The 15,593-nt window shown below is 69.2% G+C and carries 9 protein-coding genes; 5 read left to right on the top strand and 4 right to left on the bottom strand.

Going from position 1 to position 15,593, the window contains the following annotated elements; all coding sequences use genetic code 11:
* Window positions 1-88 precede the first annotated feature (88 nt).
* Window positions 89-403 carry a hypothetical protein gene (locus QHF85_RS26065; protein ID WP_281330024.1) on the bottom strand — a complete coding sequence of 105 codons (315 nt, stop codon included), beginning with the start codon at window positions 401-403 and terminating at the stop codon, window positions 89-91.
* A gap of 638 nt (window positions 404-1,041) precedes the next feature.
* On the opposite strand from QHF85_RS26065, the gene QHF85_RS26060 reads away from it, so the two are divergent.
* On the top strand, window positions 1,042-4,521 hold the full coding sequence (locus QHF85_RS26060; RefSeq protein ID WP_281330023.1) for a DUF11 domain-containing protein: 3,480 nt from the start codon (window positions 1,042-1,044) through the stop codon (window positions 4,519-4,521).
* A 54-nt stretch (window positions 4,522-4,575) separates the two neighbouring features.
* Here QHF85_RS26060 and hemL read toward each other — a convergent pair whose 3' ends face one another.
* A complete protein-coding gene (gene hemL / locus QHF85_RS26055) occupies window positions 4,576-5,850 on the bottom strand; it encodes a glutamate-1-semialdehyde 2,1-aminomutase (protein ID WP_281330022.1) in 1,275 nt (424 codons plus the stop codon).
* 109 nt (window positions 5,851-5,959) lie between these two features.
* Here hemL and QHF85_RS26050 point away from each other — a divergent pair, with 109 nt between their 5' ends.
* Window positions 5,960-7,681, top strand: coding sequence for an NAD(P)/FAD-dependent oxidoreductase (locus QHF85_RS26050; protein WP_281330021.1), 1,722 nt, complete (start codon window positions 5,960-5,962; stop codon window positions 7,679-7,681).
* 9 nt (window positions 7,682-7,690) lie between these two features.
* On the opposite strand, the gene QHF85_RS26045 is transcribed toward QHF85_RS26050, so the two are convergent.
* Complete coding sequence (locus tag QHF85_RS26045) at window positions 7,691-8,809, bottom strand: alpha/beta hydrolase (RefSeq protein WP_281330020.1); 1,119 nt, start codon at window positions 8,807-8,809, stop codon at window positions 7,691-7,693.
* Window positions 8,810-9,026: 217 nt separating this feature from the next.
* Between QHF85_RS26045 and QHF85_RS26040 the strand changes: the two genes are divergently transcribed.
* Genes QHF85_RS26040 through QHF85_RS26030 form a run of 3 tightly spaced genes read left to right on the top strand, consistent with a single transcriptional unit; the run spans window position 9,027 to window position 13,031 of the window.
* Entirely contained in the window at window positions 9,027-10,637 is a 1,611-nt protein-coding gene (locus QHF85_RS26040) for a protein kinase (protein WP_281330019.1), read from the top strand.
* Window positions 10,627-11,655: a hypothetical protein gene (locus tag QHF85_RS26035; protein ID WP_281330018.1), complete on the top strand. Its 1,029-nt coding sequence runs from the start codon at window positions 10,627-10,629 to the stop codon at window positions 11,653-11,655. The genes QHF85_RS26040 and QHF85_RS26035 overlap by 11 nt, the downstream gene beginning before the upstream one ends.
* Before the next feature lie 2 nt (window positions 11,656-11,657).
* Complete coding sequence (locus QHF85_RS26030) at window positions 11,658-13,031, top strand: hypothetical protein (protein ID WP_281330017.1); 1,374 nt, start codon at window positions 11,658-11,660, stop codon at window positions 13,029-13,031.
* 65 nt (window positions 13,032-13,096) lie between these two features.
* Here the strand turns inward: QHF85_RS26030 and QHF85_RS26025 are convergent.
* The coding region (locus QHF85_RS26025; protein WP_281330016.1) for an amidohydrolase family protein at window positions 13,097-15,593 on the bottom strand (2,497 nt) is incomplete at its 5' end.

The raw sequence follows: 15,593 nt of genomic DNA, 5'->3' as shown, positions 1-15,593 counted from the left end.
GTGGCCAGCGCCCGGCGGGCGATGTACACGTGCGTCCGCGGGTCAATGAAATTCGACGCCACGGGGCGCTCGTGGCTCGGTGGCGAGGTCAATCGCAGTAGCAGGTGCACGCGTCGGTGCAGGTGCCCGTGGGCGCTCCGCAGCAGATGGGTTGGCCCGGGTCGGTGCACTGGCGGTCGCTTTGGCATGCCAGGCCGCAATGGCATGGCCACGGCGACGGTCCGCCTCCGCCGCAGATGCACCGATAGCCAGCCGGGCAAACGGAGGGATCGCCGGTGCATTCGATGGCAGCGCTCGGCGGGCTCGTCGAGATGCGGAGCAGGCTCGTGGTCGCCTCACCGTCGATCCCTCCCTCGGCCGCGAGGACGAGGCGCCTGGTGGCGTCCGAACGCTCCTGATCCACGCAGGCCACGAACGTTCCCAACAGCCCAAGGGTGAACCACGTACCGGCTCGCCGCTGCATGGCCGGGGTCGAGCAACGCCTATGCCCCGGGTGTCTCGTGGCCGCCGAGGAGGCCGAGCCGAGCTCCGCACGGACTCGCCGGTCCCGCGGGCGCCGCCACGCGCGTGACGCCGGCACGCGGAGGAAGCGCGTACACGTGACCGCGCGGGCCGCGATGCCCGCGGCGTCTGCCATTCAGATAGCAACGGAGCCAATCCGCGAGAGCGCATCGCGCCGCCCCGCTCATGGGTATCCCAATCACACGCACCCAATCCCGACGGTCGCGCCGCGTGCGGGGCGCATGGGGCGTGAGGGCGCTTCACGGGCCGACAAGGTCTGGAAATTGCTGCGCGTTGCCAAAGGGAGGGATTATGCATTTCCTTCATTGTCGCCTCGCGGCACTTCTGTTGTGCACGACAGGCGGCCTCTTCTCATGCACATCTCACGACGTGACCGAGGGGGCCTCGGATCGACACGAAATTGACACCACGAGCCATTCGAACGCCATCCAGAACGCAGCAGCGGCAGCCGGGGCGTCGAGCGGCAACGCTCCTTATGTGAGCGCGCCGTCGGTGGCCGGGTCGACGACGAAGACCCTGATGCAGCTTGCGGCCCAGAAACCGGCTGCCCCGTCGGCGGCGAAGCCTCATCCCGAAGGCCTGGGGCTCGGCGACCCGAACATCGAGCCGACCGGCCCCATGGCGCCCGATCCGGTCGTGCAGCTCGACTTCGCGCCGGGCGATGCGCCGCAAGAGCTGACCGCTCCCCTCCTCACGATTGGAGGACAGACCAGTCCGTTCACCCCCCCCGACCCCGTAGGGGATGTAGGTCCAAACCATTACGTGCAAATGGTGAACACCAGCATCCAGATCTACAACAAGCAGGGCTTCGTCCTCGTACCCTCGTTCGCCATCAACCAGCTCTGGATCAATGGAACGCAGCCTGGTACCGGCTTCGACCAGTGTCGCACGCAAAATGCCGGCGACCCGATCGTCCTGTACGACCAGCAGGCCGACCGATGGATGGTCAGTCAATTTACCGATCCAAACACGGCCACCGGGCCGGGCGGCACGTTTCCCATGTGCATCGCGTACTCCCAGACGGGAAATCCCACGGGGAGCTGGTTCCTCTACCAGTTCAATCTCCCCGCGTCGCACGACTACATGAAGTATGGGATCTGGCCCGACGGCCTTTACATGTCGACGTTCGAGGGCAGCTCCCTCGGCAACTACGTGTTCGACCGGGCGGCGATGCTGAGCGGCTCCCCGGCGACCTTCCAGTACTTCTCCATCCCCGCCGGTAACGGCGTCGACGGTCGACGCAATCGTATCCTCCCGTCGGACTGGGACGGCGCGAACCCGCCGCCCCCCGGGGCGCCGAACTTCTTCACGATGAGCCTCGACGACGGGTTCGACGGCGGTAACGACCGCCTCGAGATCCGCGAGTTCCACGTCGACTGGACAACTCCGGCCAATTCGACGTTCAACCTCGTGACGACGCTCGACACGGCGTCGTTCGACAGCAGCCTCGGCTGCAATCCAGGCATACGAGATTGCATCCCGCAACCCGGCACCGCGCAAAAGGTCGACGCTCTGTCCAACCGGCTGATGCACCGGCTGCAATATCGCAATTTCGGTGCGCACCAGGCGATGGTCGTCAGCCAGACCGTCGATGCCACGGTCGACGACACGAACCGGGCCGGGATCCGCTGGTACGAGCTCCGCAACACGGGCGCCGGCTGGAGCATCTTCCAGCAGGGCACCTTCGCCCCGAACGACGGGGTTCACCGCTGGATGCCGAGCGCGGCGATGGATGGCAAGGGCAACATTGCCATCGGCTACACCGTCTCCAATGGCACGAACACGTTTCCAGGCCTGCGATACACGGGGAGGCATTCGACCGACGCGCTGGGCTCGCTCCCGCAAGGGGAGCGCGTGCTCGTCACAGGGGCCGTGGCGGCGACGACGACCAACCGATGGGGCGATTATGCCTCGATGAACGTCGACCCGGTGGACGATTGCACGTTCTGGTTCACCGGCGAGCATGACAACGGCCTGACCACGATCGGATCCTTCCGATTCCCCTCCTGCAGCGAGACCGACCTGCAGATCCTCAAGTTCGATTCGCCCGACCCCGTACGGGCAGGGGAGAATCTCACCTACAACATCACCGTCCAGAACCTCGGATCGAATACGGCGAACGGGGTGATCGTGACGGACGTGCTCCCGGCCGGGGTGACGTTCCTCTCCAGCGCGCCGCCCTGCAACCCCCTGGGCAACACGCTCGCGTGCCCCATGGGCAATATTCTGCCTGGACAAACCGTGAACCTCACCGTTCAGGTGGAGATCCCGTCGGACTTCCTCGGCTCCGCGAGCTCGGCGACGATCCTCAACACGGCCTCTGTCGCGGCGACCAACCAGACAGACCCGAACCTCGGCAACAACACCGCCACCGCGACGACGACCGTCCAGGCGCTCGCCGATCTCGCAGTGACGAAGGTCTGCAAGCCGGATGATCCCGCCGGCGCGGGTGGAACCGCGTTCTGCGACATCTTCGTGGACAACCTGGGCCCGTCGGACGCGACCGGCGTGAGCCTCACCGATGTGCTGACGTCGGCGACGCCCTTCCTGTTCGTCAGCGCCGTGCCCTCTGCCGGCTCGTGTATCACCTCTGGCTCCGGGGGGACGTTCATCACGCAATGCAACCTGGGCACCGTGCCGAGCGGCGGCCGCGTGACCGTCCGCGTCACCGTGAGCGCCGCCGATACGGCGCAGATCAACGACGTGGCCACCGTCTCGAGCGCCACGCCCGATCCGAACACGGCCAACAACCAGGCGACTGGCAAGGTCGAGTTCACCGGCCTCGCCGACCTCAGCATCGACAAGACCGGGCCGGCGAGCGTCGTCGCGGGGACGCACCTGACCTACGTCATCACGGTCGCGAACGACGGGCCGTCGACGGCGCTGGGCGTGAGCGTCTCGGACACCTTGCCGGAGGGCGTGAGCTTCGTGTCGGTGACGACGTCGGCCGGCTCGTGCTCGAACGGCCAGCCGGGGGCGCGCGACGTCCATTGCGGTCTCGGCAACCTGGCCGCCGGCGCTTCGGCGCAGATCACCATCGTGGGGTTCGTGGCGCCCGACGTCGCGCCGGGGACGATCCTGTTCAACGAGTGTGTCGTCTCCAGCGCGACCGCGGATCCCGACAACGGCAACAACCAGGACAGCGTGCAGACCGTCGTCGCCGGGTCGGCCGACCTCTCCGTCACCAAGGACGATTCGTCGGACCCGGTCCAGGCGGGCAACGCGCTCACGTACACCGTGATCGTGCACAACGCCGGACCCTCGATGGCCGGGGGCGTGCTCATCACCGACACGCTGCCGGCAGGCACGAGCTTCGTCAGCGGCGAGGACGGCAATGGCGCGACCGTGTGCACGCTGCTTCAGAACGGCGACGTCGTTTGCGATCTCGGTTCCATCGCGCCAGGCGCGTCGAAGACCGTCTTCATCACGGCGCTCGTGAGCCCGTCCGTGCCCGACGGCACGTTGCTCACGAACACGGCGGTGGTCTCGTCCGTCACCGCGGATCCCGACCCGATCGACAACACGGCGACGGAGACGACGCTGGTCGAGACGAGCGCCGATCTCTGGATCGACCAGATCGGCGAGAAACGCACGGGCAACCCGTCTCCCGTGCTCGTGTACACGCTGGTCGTGCACAACGATGCCGGCTGTGAGTCCGACGCCCAGTCCAGCCCGACGCCGACGTGCGGCGCCGGCGGTCCGTCGGACGCGCAGAACATCGTGGTGACCGACACGCTGCCGCTCGACGCGAAGAAGCTCGTCGTGCAGTTCGTCTCGCCGCAGTGCACCTACGACAAGCCCACGCACACGGTGAGGTGCACGGCCGACACGATCCCAGCGGGAGCGAGCGCGCAGTTCGTCATCGAGGTGCAGGTCAAGGGCAGCGTCGGTCTCATCACGAACACGGCGTCGTGCACGAGCGGCACGACCGACCCCGTGTCGGGCAACAACACCGACAGCGTCGACGTGGTCATGAAGGGCGGGACGGGCAAGAACTGACCCACCACCCTCTCCGTGGGGCCGCCGCATGGAACGGCGGCGGCCCCGTCGTCTTCAGCCGAGCGACGCGCGCGCGGCTTCCACCGTGCGCGTGATGTCCTCGTCGGTGTGCGCCGCCGAGAGGAACGCCGCCTCGTACTGCGACGGCGGCCAGTAAATGCCCCGCGAGAGCATGCCCGCGTGCCAGGTCGCGAAGCGCTTCGTGTCGCTCTGCGAAGCCTCGGCCCACGACCGCACGGGTTTGTCGTTGAAGAACAGCGTGATCATCGAGCCCACGCGCTGCACCGTGGCCGGCACGCCCGCCTTCGCGGCAGCGTCCTTGAAGCCTGCTTCGAGCGCGGCGCCGAGCCGCTCGACCTTCTCGTACACCTCGGGCACGAGCCGCTCGATCGTCGCGAGCCCGGCCGCGACCGCGACGGGGTTTCCGCTGAGCGTGCCGGCTTGGTACACGGGCCCGAGCGGCGCGACCACGTTCATCACGTCTTCCCGCCCGCCGTAGGCCGCGAGCGGCATGCCGCCGCCGATGATCTTGCCGAGCGTCGTGAGGTCCGCGCGCAGGCCGTAGCGCTCCTGCGCGCCGCCCCGCGCGAGGCGGCAGCCCGTCATGACCTCGTCGAAGATCGAGATCGCGCCGTGCTTGCGGCAAAGAGAGATGATCGCTTCGAGGAAGCCGGGCTCGGGCGGCACGCAGCCCATGTTGCCGACGACGGGCTCCACGATGACGGCCGCGATCTCGCCGCCCTTGGCCGCGAAGAGCGCTTCGAGCGCCGGGATGTCGTTGAACGCGAGCGTCAGCGTCGTCTTCGCGGTGCCCTCGGGCACGCCGGCCGAGTCGGGGACGCCGAACGTCGCGAGGCCGCTGCCTGCTTTGACCAGCAAGTGATCGGCGTGTCCGTGGTAGCAGCCCTCGAACTTCACGATCACGTCACGGCGCGTGAAGCCGCGGGCCACGCGGATCGCGCTCATCGTCGCCTCGGTGCCGGAGGAGACGCAGCGGAGCTTCTCGATGCCCGGGTAGAGCGCGCGCACGGCCTCCGCGAAGCGCACCTCGCGTGACGTCGGCGCGCCGAACGAGAGCCCGCCCTCCGCGGCCTCTTGCACGGCGCGGATGACGTCGGGGTGCGCGTGACCGAGGAGCGCCGGCCCCCACGAGCCCACGTAATCGACGTACTCGCTGCCATCCTCGCCGTAGACCCGCGCGCCCTTGGCGCGGGCGATGAACACGGGGTTCCCGCCGACGGCGCGGAAGGCGCGGACGGGGCTGTTGACGCCGCCGGGGATGACGGCGCGGGCGCGCTCGAAGAGGGCCTGAGAGATCGTGTCGGACATGACGCCGGACTATGCGCGCCTTGGGTCCGGGGGCAAGTCCGAGGTATCCTGCGGGCCCTTTCTTCGCGCCGCGGCCCGCTCGCCGCGCCGTGTTCCCCGGAGTGAGCTCATGGCCAGAACACCGCTGCTTCGTTCCCTGTCCCGCCTCCTCCAGATCAGCCGGTCCGCGCGCCAGACGGGCATCCCCGCGACCGAGCTTCTCGCGATGCAGCGCGAGCGCGCGTCGCTCCCGCGTCGTCGCTTCCTCGAGATGAGCGCCGCGGCGCTGACGTTGCCGATCGCGGCGAGCGCGTGTGGCGGCGAGGATCCCGGCAAGCCCCCGCCCGAGGGCGAACCGACGATCGCGATCGTCGGCGGCGGCATCGCGGGCCTGCACTGCGCGTATCGGCTGAAGAAGCTCGGCGTCTCGGCGACGGTGTACGAGGCATCGACGCGCATCGGCGGTCGCATGTACACCGACCGGGCGACGTTCCCCGACGGCCAGCACTGCGAGCTCGGCGGCGAGCTCATCGACACGGGCCACGTCACGATGCACGACCTCGCGGCCGAGCTCGGGATCGATCTGCTCGACTACAAGAACGACGATCCGAACCTGAAGCATCTCGTCGCCCACATCGCGGGCAAAGAGCTCACGGAGGCCGAGATCCTGATGGGGTTCGAGCCCATCGCGGCGAAGATCGACGAGGCCCTCGCGACGCTCACGGATCAGGAGGACCTCTTCGTTTATTACAACAAGCCGAACGGCGGAGAGACGCTCGACGCGCTCTCGCTCACGGCGTGGCTCGATCAGATCAACGCGAGCGGGCCGGTGCGGACGTTGCTCGAGGTCGCGTACAACATCGAGTACGGCCTCGAGCCCGACGTGACGAACGTGCTCAACATGATGTTCCTGATCTCGACGGACACTTCGTCCTTCGAGGTCTTCGGCGACAGCGACGAGCTCTTTCACACGAAGGACGGCAACGACACGTTCCCCACGCGCCTCGCCGAGTCCCTGGATCCCGCGCAGATCGAGCTCGACGCGACGCTCGCCTCGCTCCGCGAGGCCGCGGACGGTCGTTACGTGCTCACGTTCTCGCGCGGAGGCAGCACGTTCGAGGTCACGGCGGATCACGTGGTGCTCGCGCTCCCGTTCACGAAGCTCCGCGAGGTCTCGATCGAGGTCGAGCTGCCCGAGGTGAAGAAGCGCGCCATCGACGAGCTCGGATACGGCACGAACGCGAAGCTGATGGTCGGTTTTTCCTCGCGGCCGTGGCGTGACGCCGGTTCGAATGGCGAGACGTTCTCGGATCTGCCGTACCAGTCGACGTGGGAGACGAGCCGGCTCCAGCCGGGCGCGAGCGGCATCCTGACGAACTTCACGGGCGGCACGCCAGGCCTGGAGAGCGGCAAGGGCACCCCCGAGGAGCGCGCGGCCGAGTTCCTCGATCAATTCGAGCAGGTGTTTCCTGGAACGAAAGCGACCCACAACGGCAAGGTCGCGCGATTCCACTGGCCGACGCACCCGTACACGAAGGCGAGCTATTCGGCCTACAAGGTCGGGCAATACACGACGATCACCGGGTCCGAATCGGAGCGGGTGAAGAACCTCCATTTCGCCGGCGAGCACACGAGCCTCGACGCGCAAGGGTACATGGAGGGCGGCGCGCTCTCGGGGGCGATCGTGGCGGACGAGATCGCCTCGGATCTCGGGATCTCGACGCAAAAGCTCCTGCGCGGGCAGGAGGAGCGGCCGCGTTCTTTGTGGCTGCCCGGCGACCGGATCCTCTCGCGGGCGCGGACGGCGCGCTTGCATCGGCGCTGGAAGGCGACCCAGCGGCGGGCGCGCTGATTCGATTCGTCACCCACCCCCGCACCGCGCCACCGCCGATAACATCCGCAAGAGCGTCGCACCTTCCCGCACGAGCGCCGGCACGTCGCGCAGCGTCGTGCTCGCGTCCGCCTTGTGCGTGTGCCCGTAGAGCCCCGTCACGTGAATGCCCCGACAAACCCCTTCGGGTAGCCGTTTCGCCAGGGCAAACGCCTGCTCGTACGGGATCACGTCGTCGTCCGCGCCGTGGATGAAATGGACGGGGCAGCGGATGTCCCCGAGCAGCGGGCCTGGATCGAGCCACGCGAATGCGTCACCCGATCGCCCGAGCGCCGCGTCGACGAGCGCCTTCGTGTCGCCCGAGACACCCGTCGCGGCGAAGAACAAGGGCCGATGCTCCGGCGCGAGCTCGTCCGCGACGGCCCGCGCAATGGCTTGCCATTTCCCGTCGACCTTCATTTCGAGCCGCCCCCACGTCGCCTCGACGTACGTTCGCAGCGCAGCGACGAGCGGCGCGGGATCGTCGGGTTTGTCGTCGAGCCAGGGCAGGAGGTTCATGAACACGACGGGGCGGTTCAATGGGTCGTGCGCCGCGCCGGGGCGGCCGTGGATGCAGAATCGCAGCGTGTCCCCGAAATCGGCATACCCGCCGAATACGATCAAGGAGCCCACCTCGGCGCGGAGGTCCGAGCGCGCCGCGAGCCAGAGCGAAGGGAGCGACCCGAACGAAATGCTGAAGACGCCAGGCCTGCCCGGCGGGCGGTCCGGCAGCTCGAGAAGGGCCGAAAATGCGCGCGAGAGGTCGTCGAACACGTTTTCGCCGAGCACGAGCGACGTGAAATCGGGCAGCCGCGGCGCGAGCACCGTGAGGCCCGCGGTCGCCAGGATCCGCGCGAAGCGATCCATCCGCGGATCGAGCGGACCGAGGTAATGGAGACCCGGAACGAGCAGGAGCGAGCCCACCGGCGCGTGACGGCGCGATCGATAAACGAAAGCTGAAAACGCGCGATCCCCGGCGCGGCGACCCTCGAGGCTGAGCTCTTCGCGGCGGACGTCGCGCGGCGCCTCCTGCCCATCCGTCCACGGGCCGAGCCAGCGCCCGAGCTCGATCATCGTCCGCAGATCCACGAGCGGCCGCACGCGCGACATATTTCTCCTTTCGCGAGCCCGCGCCCGCGACGCCCACGACGATAGCCTTGGTCACGGCGCCTGGAAAACGCGCATGCCACTTCGTGACGCAATGTGTTTGGCATCACGATCACGGGCTTTGCTCGAAATTTGTTGCGTTGCAGCAATCGGGTCGGATCTTGCTCACGCCGTCGGAAAGGGGCCCAACGGAGGGAGGTTTTGCTACCCTCGGGGGGCCATGGCCGGGGATCGAGACGCGGACATCGCCGTCCTCGCGACGGGCGCCCTCTTTCACGGCGCCTACGAGGTCGTGCGCTGTATCAAGGCCGGCGGCATGGGCGCGGTGTACGAGGTGTTGCAGAAGAACACCGAGCGACGCCGCGCGTTGAAGGTGATGCTGCCGAGCCTCGTGAGCGACCCGGAGATGCGCGCCCGCTTCGAGCTCGAAGCCAAGGTCGCGGCCGGGATCGAGAGCGAGCACATCGTCGAGACGCTCGATGCCGGCGTGGACGAAGCCACGGGCATGCCGTTCATCGTGATGGAGCTCCTCAAGGGCGAGGAGATCGGCGCCCTGCTCAAGGTGCGCAAGCGCCTGCCGCTCGAGGAGGTCGTCACGCTCCTGCACCAGGCCGCGCTGGCGCTCGATCGCACGCACGCCGCAGGCATCATCCACCGCGATCTGAAGCCCGAGAACCTGTTCCTGACGCGCCGGGACGATGGTTCGCCCCGCCTCAAGATCCTGGATTTCGGCGTGGCGAAAATCGTGGCCGACGGAACGGCGAGCTCAAACACGACAAAAAGCGTCGGTTCGCCGCTCTACATGGCCCCCGAGCAGATCGCCGGGGAGGCGATCGGGCCACATGTCGACCGGTACTCGCTCGCCCACATCGCGTTCACGATGCTCGTGGGCAAACCGTACTGGGCGCGCGAGCGCAAATCCGCCCAGGGGCTCTACCCCTACCTGATGCTGGTGGCGCGCGGCGCGCAGGTGCCGGCGAGCGAGCGCGCGAAGGAGCTCGGCGTGAGCCTGCCCGCGGCGTTCGACGCCTGGTTCTCCCGGGCCACAGCGCTCGACACGAGCACGCGCTTCAATGGTTCGGTCGAGATGGTGGCGGCGCTCGCGGAGACCTTCGAGGTCAAACCCCCCGCGACCGTCGCCCCCCCGCCCGGCTCGCGCGCGGTGCTGCCTTCGATCGTGCTCGAACCGGCGCGCGAGTTGCCGCTCTCCCAGCCGCCGCCCGCCGACGCCGCGATCACCGCGACCGCGCCGCCCGTTCCCCCGCACGTCGCGGCCGTCGAGGGGGGCGGGGCGTCCTCCGAGGCTGCGTCGCCGGAGCCGAGCGACGCGACGTCGTCCGGCGCGGATCCTTCGTCGCCCGCGCTCACCCGATCGAGCCGGGAGCCTCTGCGCTTCCCGGCGGAGGTGCAGAGCAAGCGGCGCTCGTCGGTCACGCCCGTCCTCGCGCTCTTGCTGCTCGTCGTGGGCGTGGGCGCGGTCGGCGCCGCGCTCACGTTCTGGCCCAAAGGCGGGCCGCTCGCGACGACGTTGCCCACCGCGACGCCGACGCCGACGTCCGCGCAGACGGCCTCAGCCCGCGCGCCCGCGGCCACCATCCCGGCCGAGCTTTCCAGCGCGGAGCCGGCGACGATCCCGGAGTCCTCGGCGTCGGCCGCGCCTGCCGCGGAGCCTCTGTCCTCGTCTTCGGCGGCCGCGCCTGTCGCGTCGACCGCGCCCTCGTCCTCGGACAAACCCGTCTCTCCGCTCCCCTCGACCAGCGGGTGGAACCGCGGCAAGCCCGCGGGCACCGGCACGTCGAAGACCCCCAAAAATCCGCTCGATGAATATTGAACGTCCGATCCCGGCGTCGCTCCAGCGAGCGTTCGCCGTCTCCGCGCTGGTGATCGTCTCTGCATGTCCCGGGCGTGCGTTCGGGCAGGACAACCCTCGGGATCCCGCGGCGGCGGAGGCGCTCTACCTGAGCGGGCGCAAGCTCGTGAACGACGGCAACTGGGCCGAGGGCTGCGCGAAGTTCGACGCGAGCATGGAGCTGAACCCCGCGGCGAGCACGCTGATCAACATCGCGAAGTGCCACGAGCACGAGGGCAAGCTGACGCAGGCGGTCGTCGACTACCGCCGCGCGTTGCAGCTCAACCAGGACACGCTCGGCGAGGAGCGCAAGAAGCAGCTCGAGCAGGTGGCGAAGGAAGGGATCGCGGCGATCGAGCCGCGCCTCGCGCGCGTGGAGCTCGTCGTCGGCGCGCGGCCCGAGGGGCTCGAGGTCGCGCGCGACGGGATCCGCCTGCCGCTCGCGGCGCTCGGCGAGACGATCCCGCTCGACCCGGGCAAACACATGTTCGAGGCGAGCGCGCCGGGCTTCGAGAAGATCGAGAAGCCGGTGGAGCTCGCGGAGGGCCAGAAGGTGACGGTGGAGCTCTCGCTCGTGCCCGCCGCGGCGGTCGCGAAGAAGCCGCCGCCCCCGGACAAACCCAAGCCGGCGCCGGCCTCGGGCGGCGTGCCCGTCTGGGCGTACGTCGCGGGCGGGCTCGGGCTCGCGGCGGTGGGGGCCGGGGTCTACTTCCGGTTCGATCAGATGGACGCGGAGGAGACGATCCGCGTGAACTGCCCGGGTACGCCATCCGTTTGTGATCCAACGAAAGAGTACCGGCCCGACGCCGACAACGCGCGCAAGGACAGGAGCTTTTACCTGTTCGTGGGCCTGACGGCGGCAGGAGCCGCGGGCATCGGCGCGGCGGTGTTCGGCATCGTGCGCGGGCTCTCGCAGAAGAAACCGCAGGCGCAGAGCGTGCACGTCGTGCCCTACGTCGGGCGCGGCGACGGCGGGCTCATGCTCCAGGGAGCGTTCTGACGATGGCGAAGCGGTACGACCAGGGGATTGCGCTCGCGCTGTTCGGCGTGGCGCTCTCAGGCTGCCCGATCGACGACGCGCAGGTCGGCGAGGCGGGATCGTCGAGCGGCAGCGGCGGCATGGCGGCGTCGTCGAGCTCGGGCAGCGGCGGCGCAGGCGGGGTCGGCGGTGGGAGTGGCGGCGCGGGTGGGGTCGGCGGCGCGGGCGGTATCGGAGGCGGCGGGAGCGGCGGCGCGGGCGGTATCGGAGGCGCCGGCGGAAGCGGCGGCGCGGGCGGCAGCGGCGGCATGGGCGTTTGTCCCGTGGAACCCGGTTTGCCCGGGAGCTGCGACGCGCCTGGTTGCCCCGCGTGCCCGGCGCTCGTGATGTTCGCGATCGGGACGCAGGGCGGCATCACGAAGCGGTTCCAGACGAAGGACGGCTGGACGATGGAGACGGCCGTGAGCGAGAAGAGCGCCGATCCGCCGGCGTTCGCCATCCTGCCCGGGCAAAAGAGGGGCGTCGCGGTGCTGCACAGCAGCGACGTCGCCACGAAGGATCGGGTGCGGGTGGCCGTCTGGAGCGAGGCAGACGGCTTCGGCGCCATGGCGAACCTGGGGAACAACCTGACCATGCGGGCGATGCCCAGCATCGCCGCCTCGCTCGCCGCGCTGCACATCGTCTACCAGGACGTGAGCAACAACCGCTACTGGTACGCCGCGTACACGGCCGTCGGAGGGTTTGGTCCGACGAACGAAGAGATCAAGGTCGGGGCCAGCACGTACAGCCTGGGAGATGCGGCCGCGGCGATCACCGTGCTCGGCCTGGATCCGGTGATCGCGAACGACGGGTGGAACGATCCGAACCTGTACACGCAGCGCCGCGCGGCAGGGACGTGGGAAGCGGCGACCCAGCACGTCGCGGGGTTCGACGTCGACGACAGCACGCCCGCGATCGCGGCGCTCACGTCGGCGCAGGGCCCGGAGCTCGTCGTCGTCTTCTCGCGCGCGAGCGACAGGCAGCTCTCGTTCGTCGCGCGGAAGGGTGGGACGTGGAGCGCGACGCCGGTCGAGATCACGGGCGCGAAGTCGAACGAGCCCGCGCTGCTCGCGTTGCCTTCGGGCGGCGCGCTGCTCGTGTTCCGCGAGGCCGCGACGGCCAGCCTCCGGTGGGCGCGCTTCGACGGCGTGACGTTCTCGGCCGTGCAGGACGTCGGGCCGAAGACCCTCGGCAGGCCCGCGCTCGCGCTCGGCGCGGGGGATGCGGAGGCTGAGATCGTCTACGTCGACATGACTGGAAAGGCGCAACACGTGCGCCTGCAGAACGGCGCGTTCACCGCGCCCGTGCTCGTCGGCGGGACGAGCCTCGCCGGCGTCGCGATCGCGACGAACCTTTGAGCTGAAACGGTAGGGGAGGGGGAGGGGGATGCGGCGGGCATCCCCCTTTCACGCGGGCAGACCGTTCAGGGGACGAACGGATCGCAGTCGACGAACACGACGTCGCTCTTGCTGCGCGGCATGAGCTTGAAGTTGTTGAACGAGTAGCCGTGGACTCCGGTGATCGAGGTGAACTTCGATCCCACCGCGCACGTGTTGTTCAGGCCCATGTTCAGCGCCGCGTCCGTGATCTGGTCGTCGACGCGCAAGTTGCCGGTGACCGAGAACTCGTCGTAGTCGCCCGCGCCGTCCGAATTCACGACCGTGATCGCCACGTTCACCACGCGCACGAGCATCGACTCGTAGCCCTCGGCGAACATGCCGTTCGTCGCGATGGTGGCGGGCTCCGCGATGTCGATCGGGCCGAACGGGAGCGTCGTGCCCGCGTCGTCGACGGTCACGATCGCGTTCGTGATCTCGCCGAGGCCGAAGTACTCCTCGTACTTGCCCGCGATGCTGACGCGGTTGCCGATCTGGACCTGCGGCGCCGTGCTGCCCGTGAAGACGAAGATGCCGCTGAAGGGCGCGAGCGACGTGTCCTGCACGTAGAAGCCGCGGCTGTTGCCCGTGTTCGGGCGGAGGGCCGTGACGTAGACGTCCTTGATCGCGACGGTCGAGCCCGCGGCCGGATGCTCGGGGTGCGCCGGGTTGCGGATCACCTCGATGAGCATGGGCTTCGGCGGGCAGATCGGCGTGCCGAAGTTCGGCTCGGCGCACGGATCACAAGCGTCGCCGTGGCCGTCCGTGTCCGCGTCGGCCTGGTCGGCGTTCGCCGCCTCGGGGCAGTTGTCGCTGCCGTTCGGCACGCCGTCGGCGTCGATGTCGTTCGCGTCGAGCGCCGTGCAGCCGTCGTTCGCGTCGAAGGGGCACGCGTCGCAGACGTCGCCGACCTTGTCGCCGTCGATGTCCGCCTGCGCGCCCTGATCGAGCGGCCGGATCGGGTTGAAGACCTTGGGGCAGTTGTCGACGTCGTTCGTGAGGCCGTCGCCGTCGTCGTCTTCGGAGGTGATGCCGTTCGCGTATTCGGTGCGCCAGGGGACGCAGCTCGGCTCGAGGTTCGGCGCCTGGTCGTTGCAGTAGAACAGCGGGTAGAACGCCTCGCCGGCCGTGCGGATCTGGTTCAGCGTGATGCCGTTCAGGTCCTTCGCGACGCACGCGCGCTTGGCCCGGTTGCAGACGGGCAAGGCCTCGCAGTCCGCGCCCCCGACGCCCGGATCGGCCACGAGCGCGTCGTCGCCGTAGAGCACCTTGCCGCCGCGCATGACGAGCACGACGTCCTCGACGCCGGCGCCGATGACGGCGCGGTGATCCTTGCGATCCTTGCCGTCGAAGATCGTGACGTCAGCGACGTAGCCCGGCTTCAGCATGCCCACGATGTCGCCGGCGCCCGCGGCGAGCGCGGCGTTCGTCGTGACCATGCGCCAGAGCTCGAGGTCGGAGAAATGGCCGTCGTAGTGGAGCGTGTTGAGCTCGTCCGCGCAGCGTAGCTCGCGCAGGAGGTTCATCGAGCCCGAGGCCACCCAGTCCGTGCCGAGCGCGATCGGCACGCCGAGCGTGTCGAGCAGCGTGACGCTCGCGGTGTTGCCGTAGAGATCGACGTTCGAGCGCGGCGACCAGACGACGGTGCTGAAGTCCTTGCGCATCTCGCCGAAGTCGTCGGCGTTGAAGCCGATCGCATGCACGATGGCCGTCTGCGGCTGGACGATGTCGTTCGTGCCCGAGATCTGGCAGGCGATCTCGTTGTGCGCGGCCTTGTCGATGCCTTCGCTGACGTGCGGCACGTACGCCTCGATGTCGGCGATCGACGCGGCCGACGTGGGCGAGGGGTAGCTACAGCCCGACTCGAGCATGAGGCCGCCGCTGTCGCCGAGCGGGAACGTGTCGGAGTCCGCAGGCGGGATCGGGAGGCCCTCCATGCGGCCTTGCACGTCGAGGTTGCGGAGCAGGCCCGCCTGGCCGCCCGCGCCGAGCGTCGAGGTCGCGCCGCTCATCACGAAGCGCAGCTCGGCGAACCGCACCACGTCGCCGCTCGCGCCGCCGGCCACCGAGATCTTCGGCAGGCCCGGCGCGCCCTTCCGCCACTGATGGCGGTGCGTGTAGCGGATGCCGTCGTGCGTCTTCGGCGCGTTGTTCGCGAAGCCGATGTGATCGTGCGCGTTGATGAGGCCGGGCGAGATGACGCCGTCCGCGCACTCGATGATCGTGGGATCGGCCGCGGCGGGCGAGGCGCTGCAATCGCAGTCGACGCAGGCGATGCTGCCCGTCTTGTCGAGCGCGAGCTCGCCGCGATGGAACGTCTGATCGGGCGCGAGCACGGTGCCGCGGAAGATCGTGCCCGTGGTCCCCTGCTTGACCACCGCACACGTGCCCTCGGCCGGCGGCGTGAGCGGAGGCGCCGGACACTCGATCACGACGCCGCTCGGCACGCCTCCGCCGCTGCCGCCGCCGCCCTGCCCGCCTGCGCCGCCCTGCCCGCCCGCGCCGCCTTCGCCCGCCGCGCCGCCCTGGCCCCCTTGCGCGCCC

Origin of the sequence: Polyangium sp. 6x1 (assembly GCF_029946515.1) — a bacterium.
GTDB lineage: Bacteria > Myxococcota_A > Polyangia > Polyangiales > Polyangiaceae > Polyangium.
This window is presented reverse-complemented; position numbering and strand designations above follow the sequence as displayed.

Coding starts and splice junctions, on each gene's coding strand:
- QHF85_RS26060 (WP_281330023.1), top strand. CDS start 1,042: ATGCAGCTTGCGGCCCAGAAACCGGCTGCCCCGTCGGCGGCGAAGCCT.
- QHF85_RS26050 (WP_281330021.1), top strand. CDS start 5,960: ATGGCCAGAACACCGCTGCTTCGTTCCCTGTCCCGCCTCCTCCAGATC.
- QHF85_RS26045 (WP_281330020.1), bottom strand. CDS start 8,809: ATGTCGCGCGTGCGGCCGCTCGTGGATCTGCGGACGATGATCGAGCTC.
- QHF85_RS26035 (WP_281330018.1), top strand. CDS start 10,627: ATGAATATTGAACGTCCGATCCCGGCGTCGCTCCAGCGAGCGTTCGCC.
- hemL (WP_281330022.1), bottom strand. CDS start 5,850: ATGTCCGACACGATCTCTCAGGCCCTCTTCGAGCGCGCCCGCGCCGTC.
- QHF85_RS26040 (WP_281330019.1), top strand. CDS start 9,027: ATGGCCGGGGATCGAGACGCGGACATCGCCGTCCTCGCGACGGGCGCC.
- QHF85_RS26030 (WP_281330017.1), top strand. CDS start 11,658: ATGGCGAAGCGGTACGACCAGGGGATTGCGCTCGCGCTGTTCGGCGTG.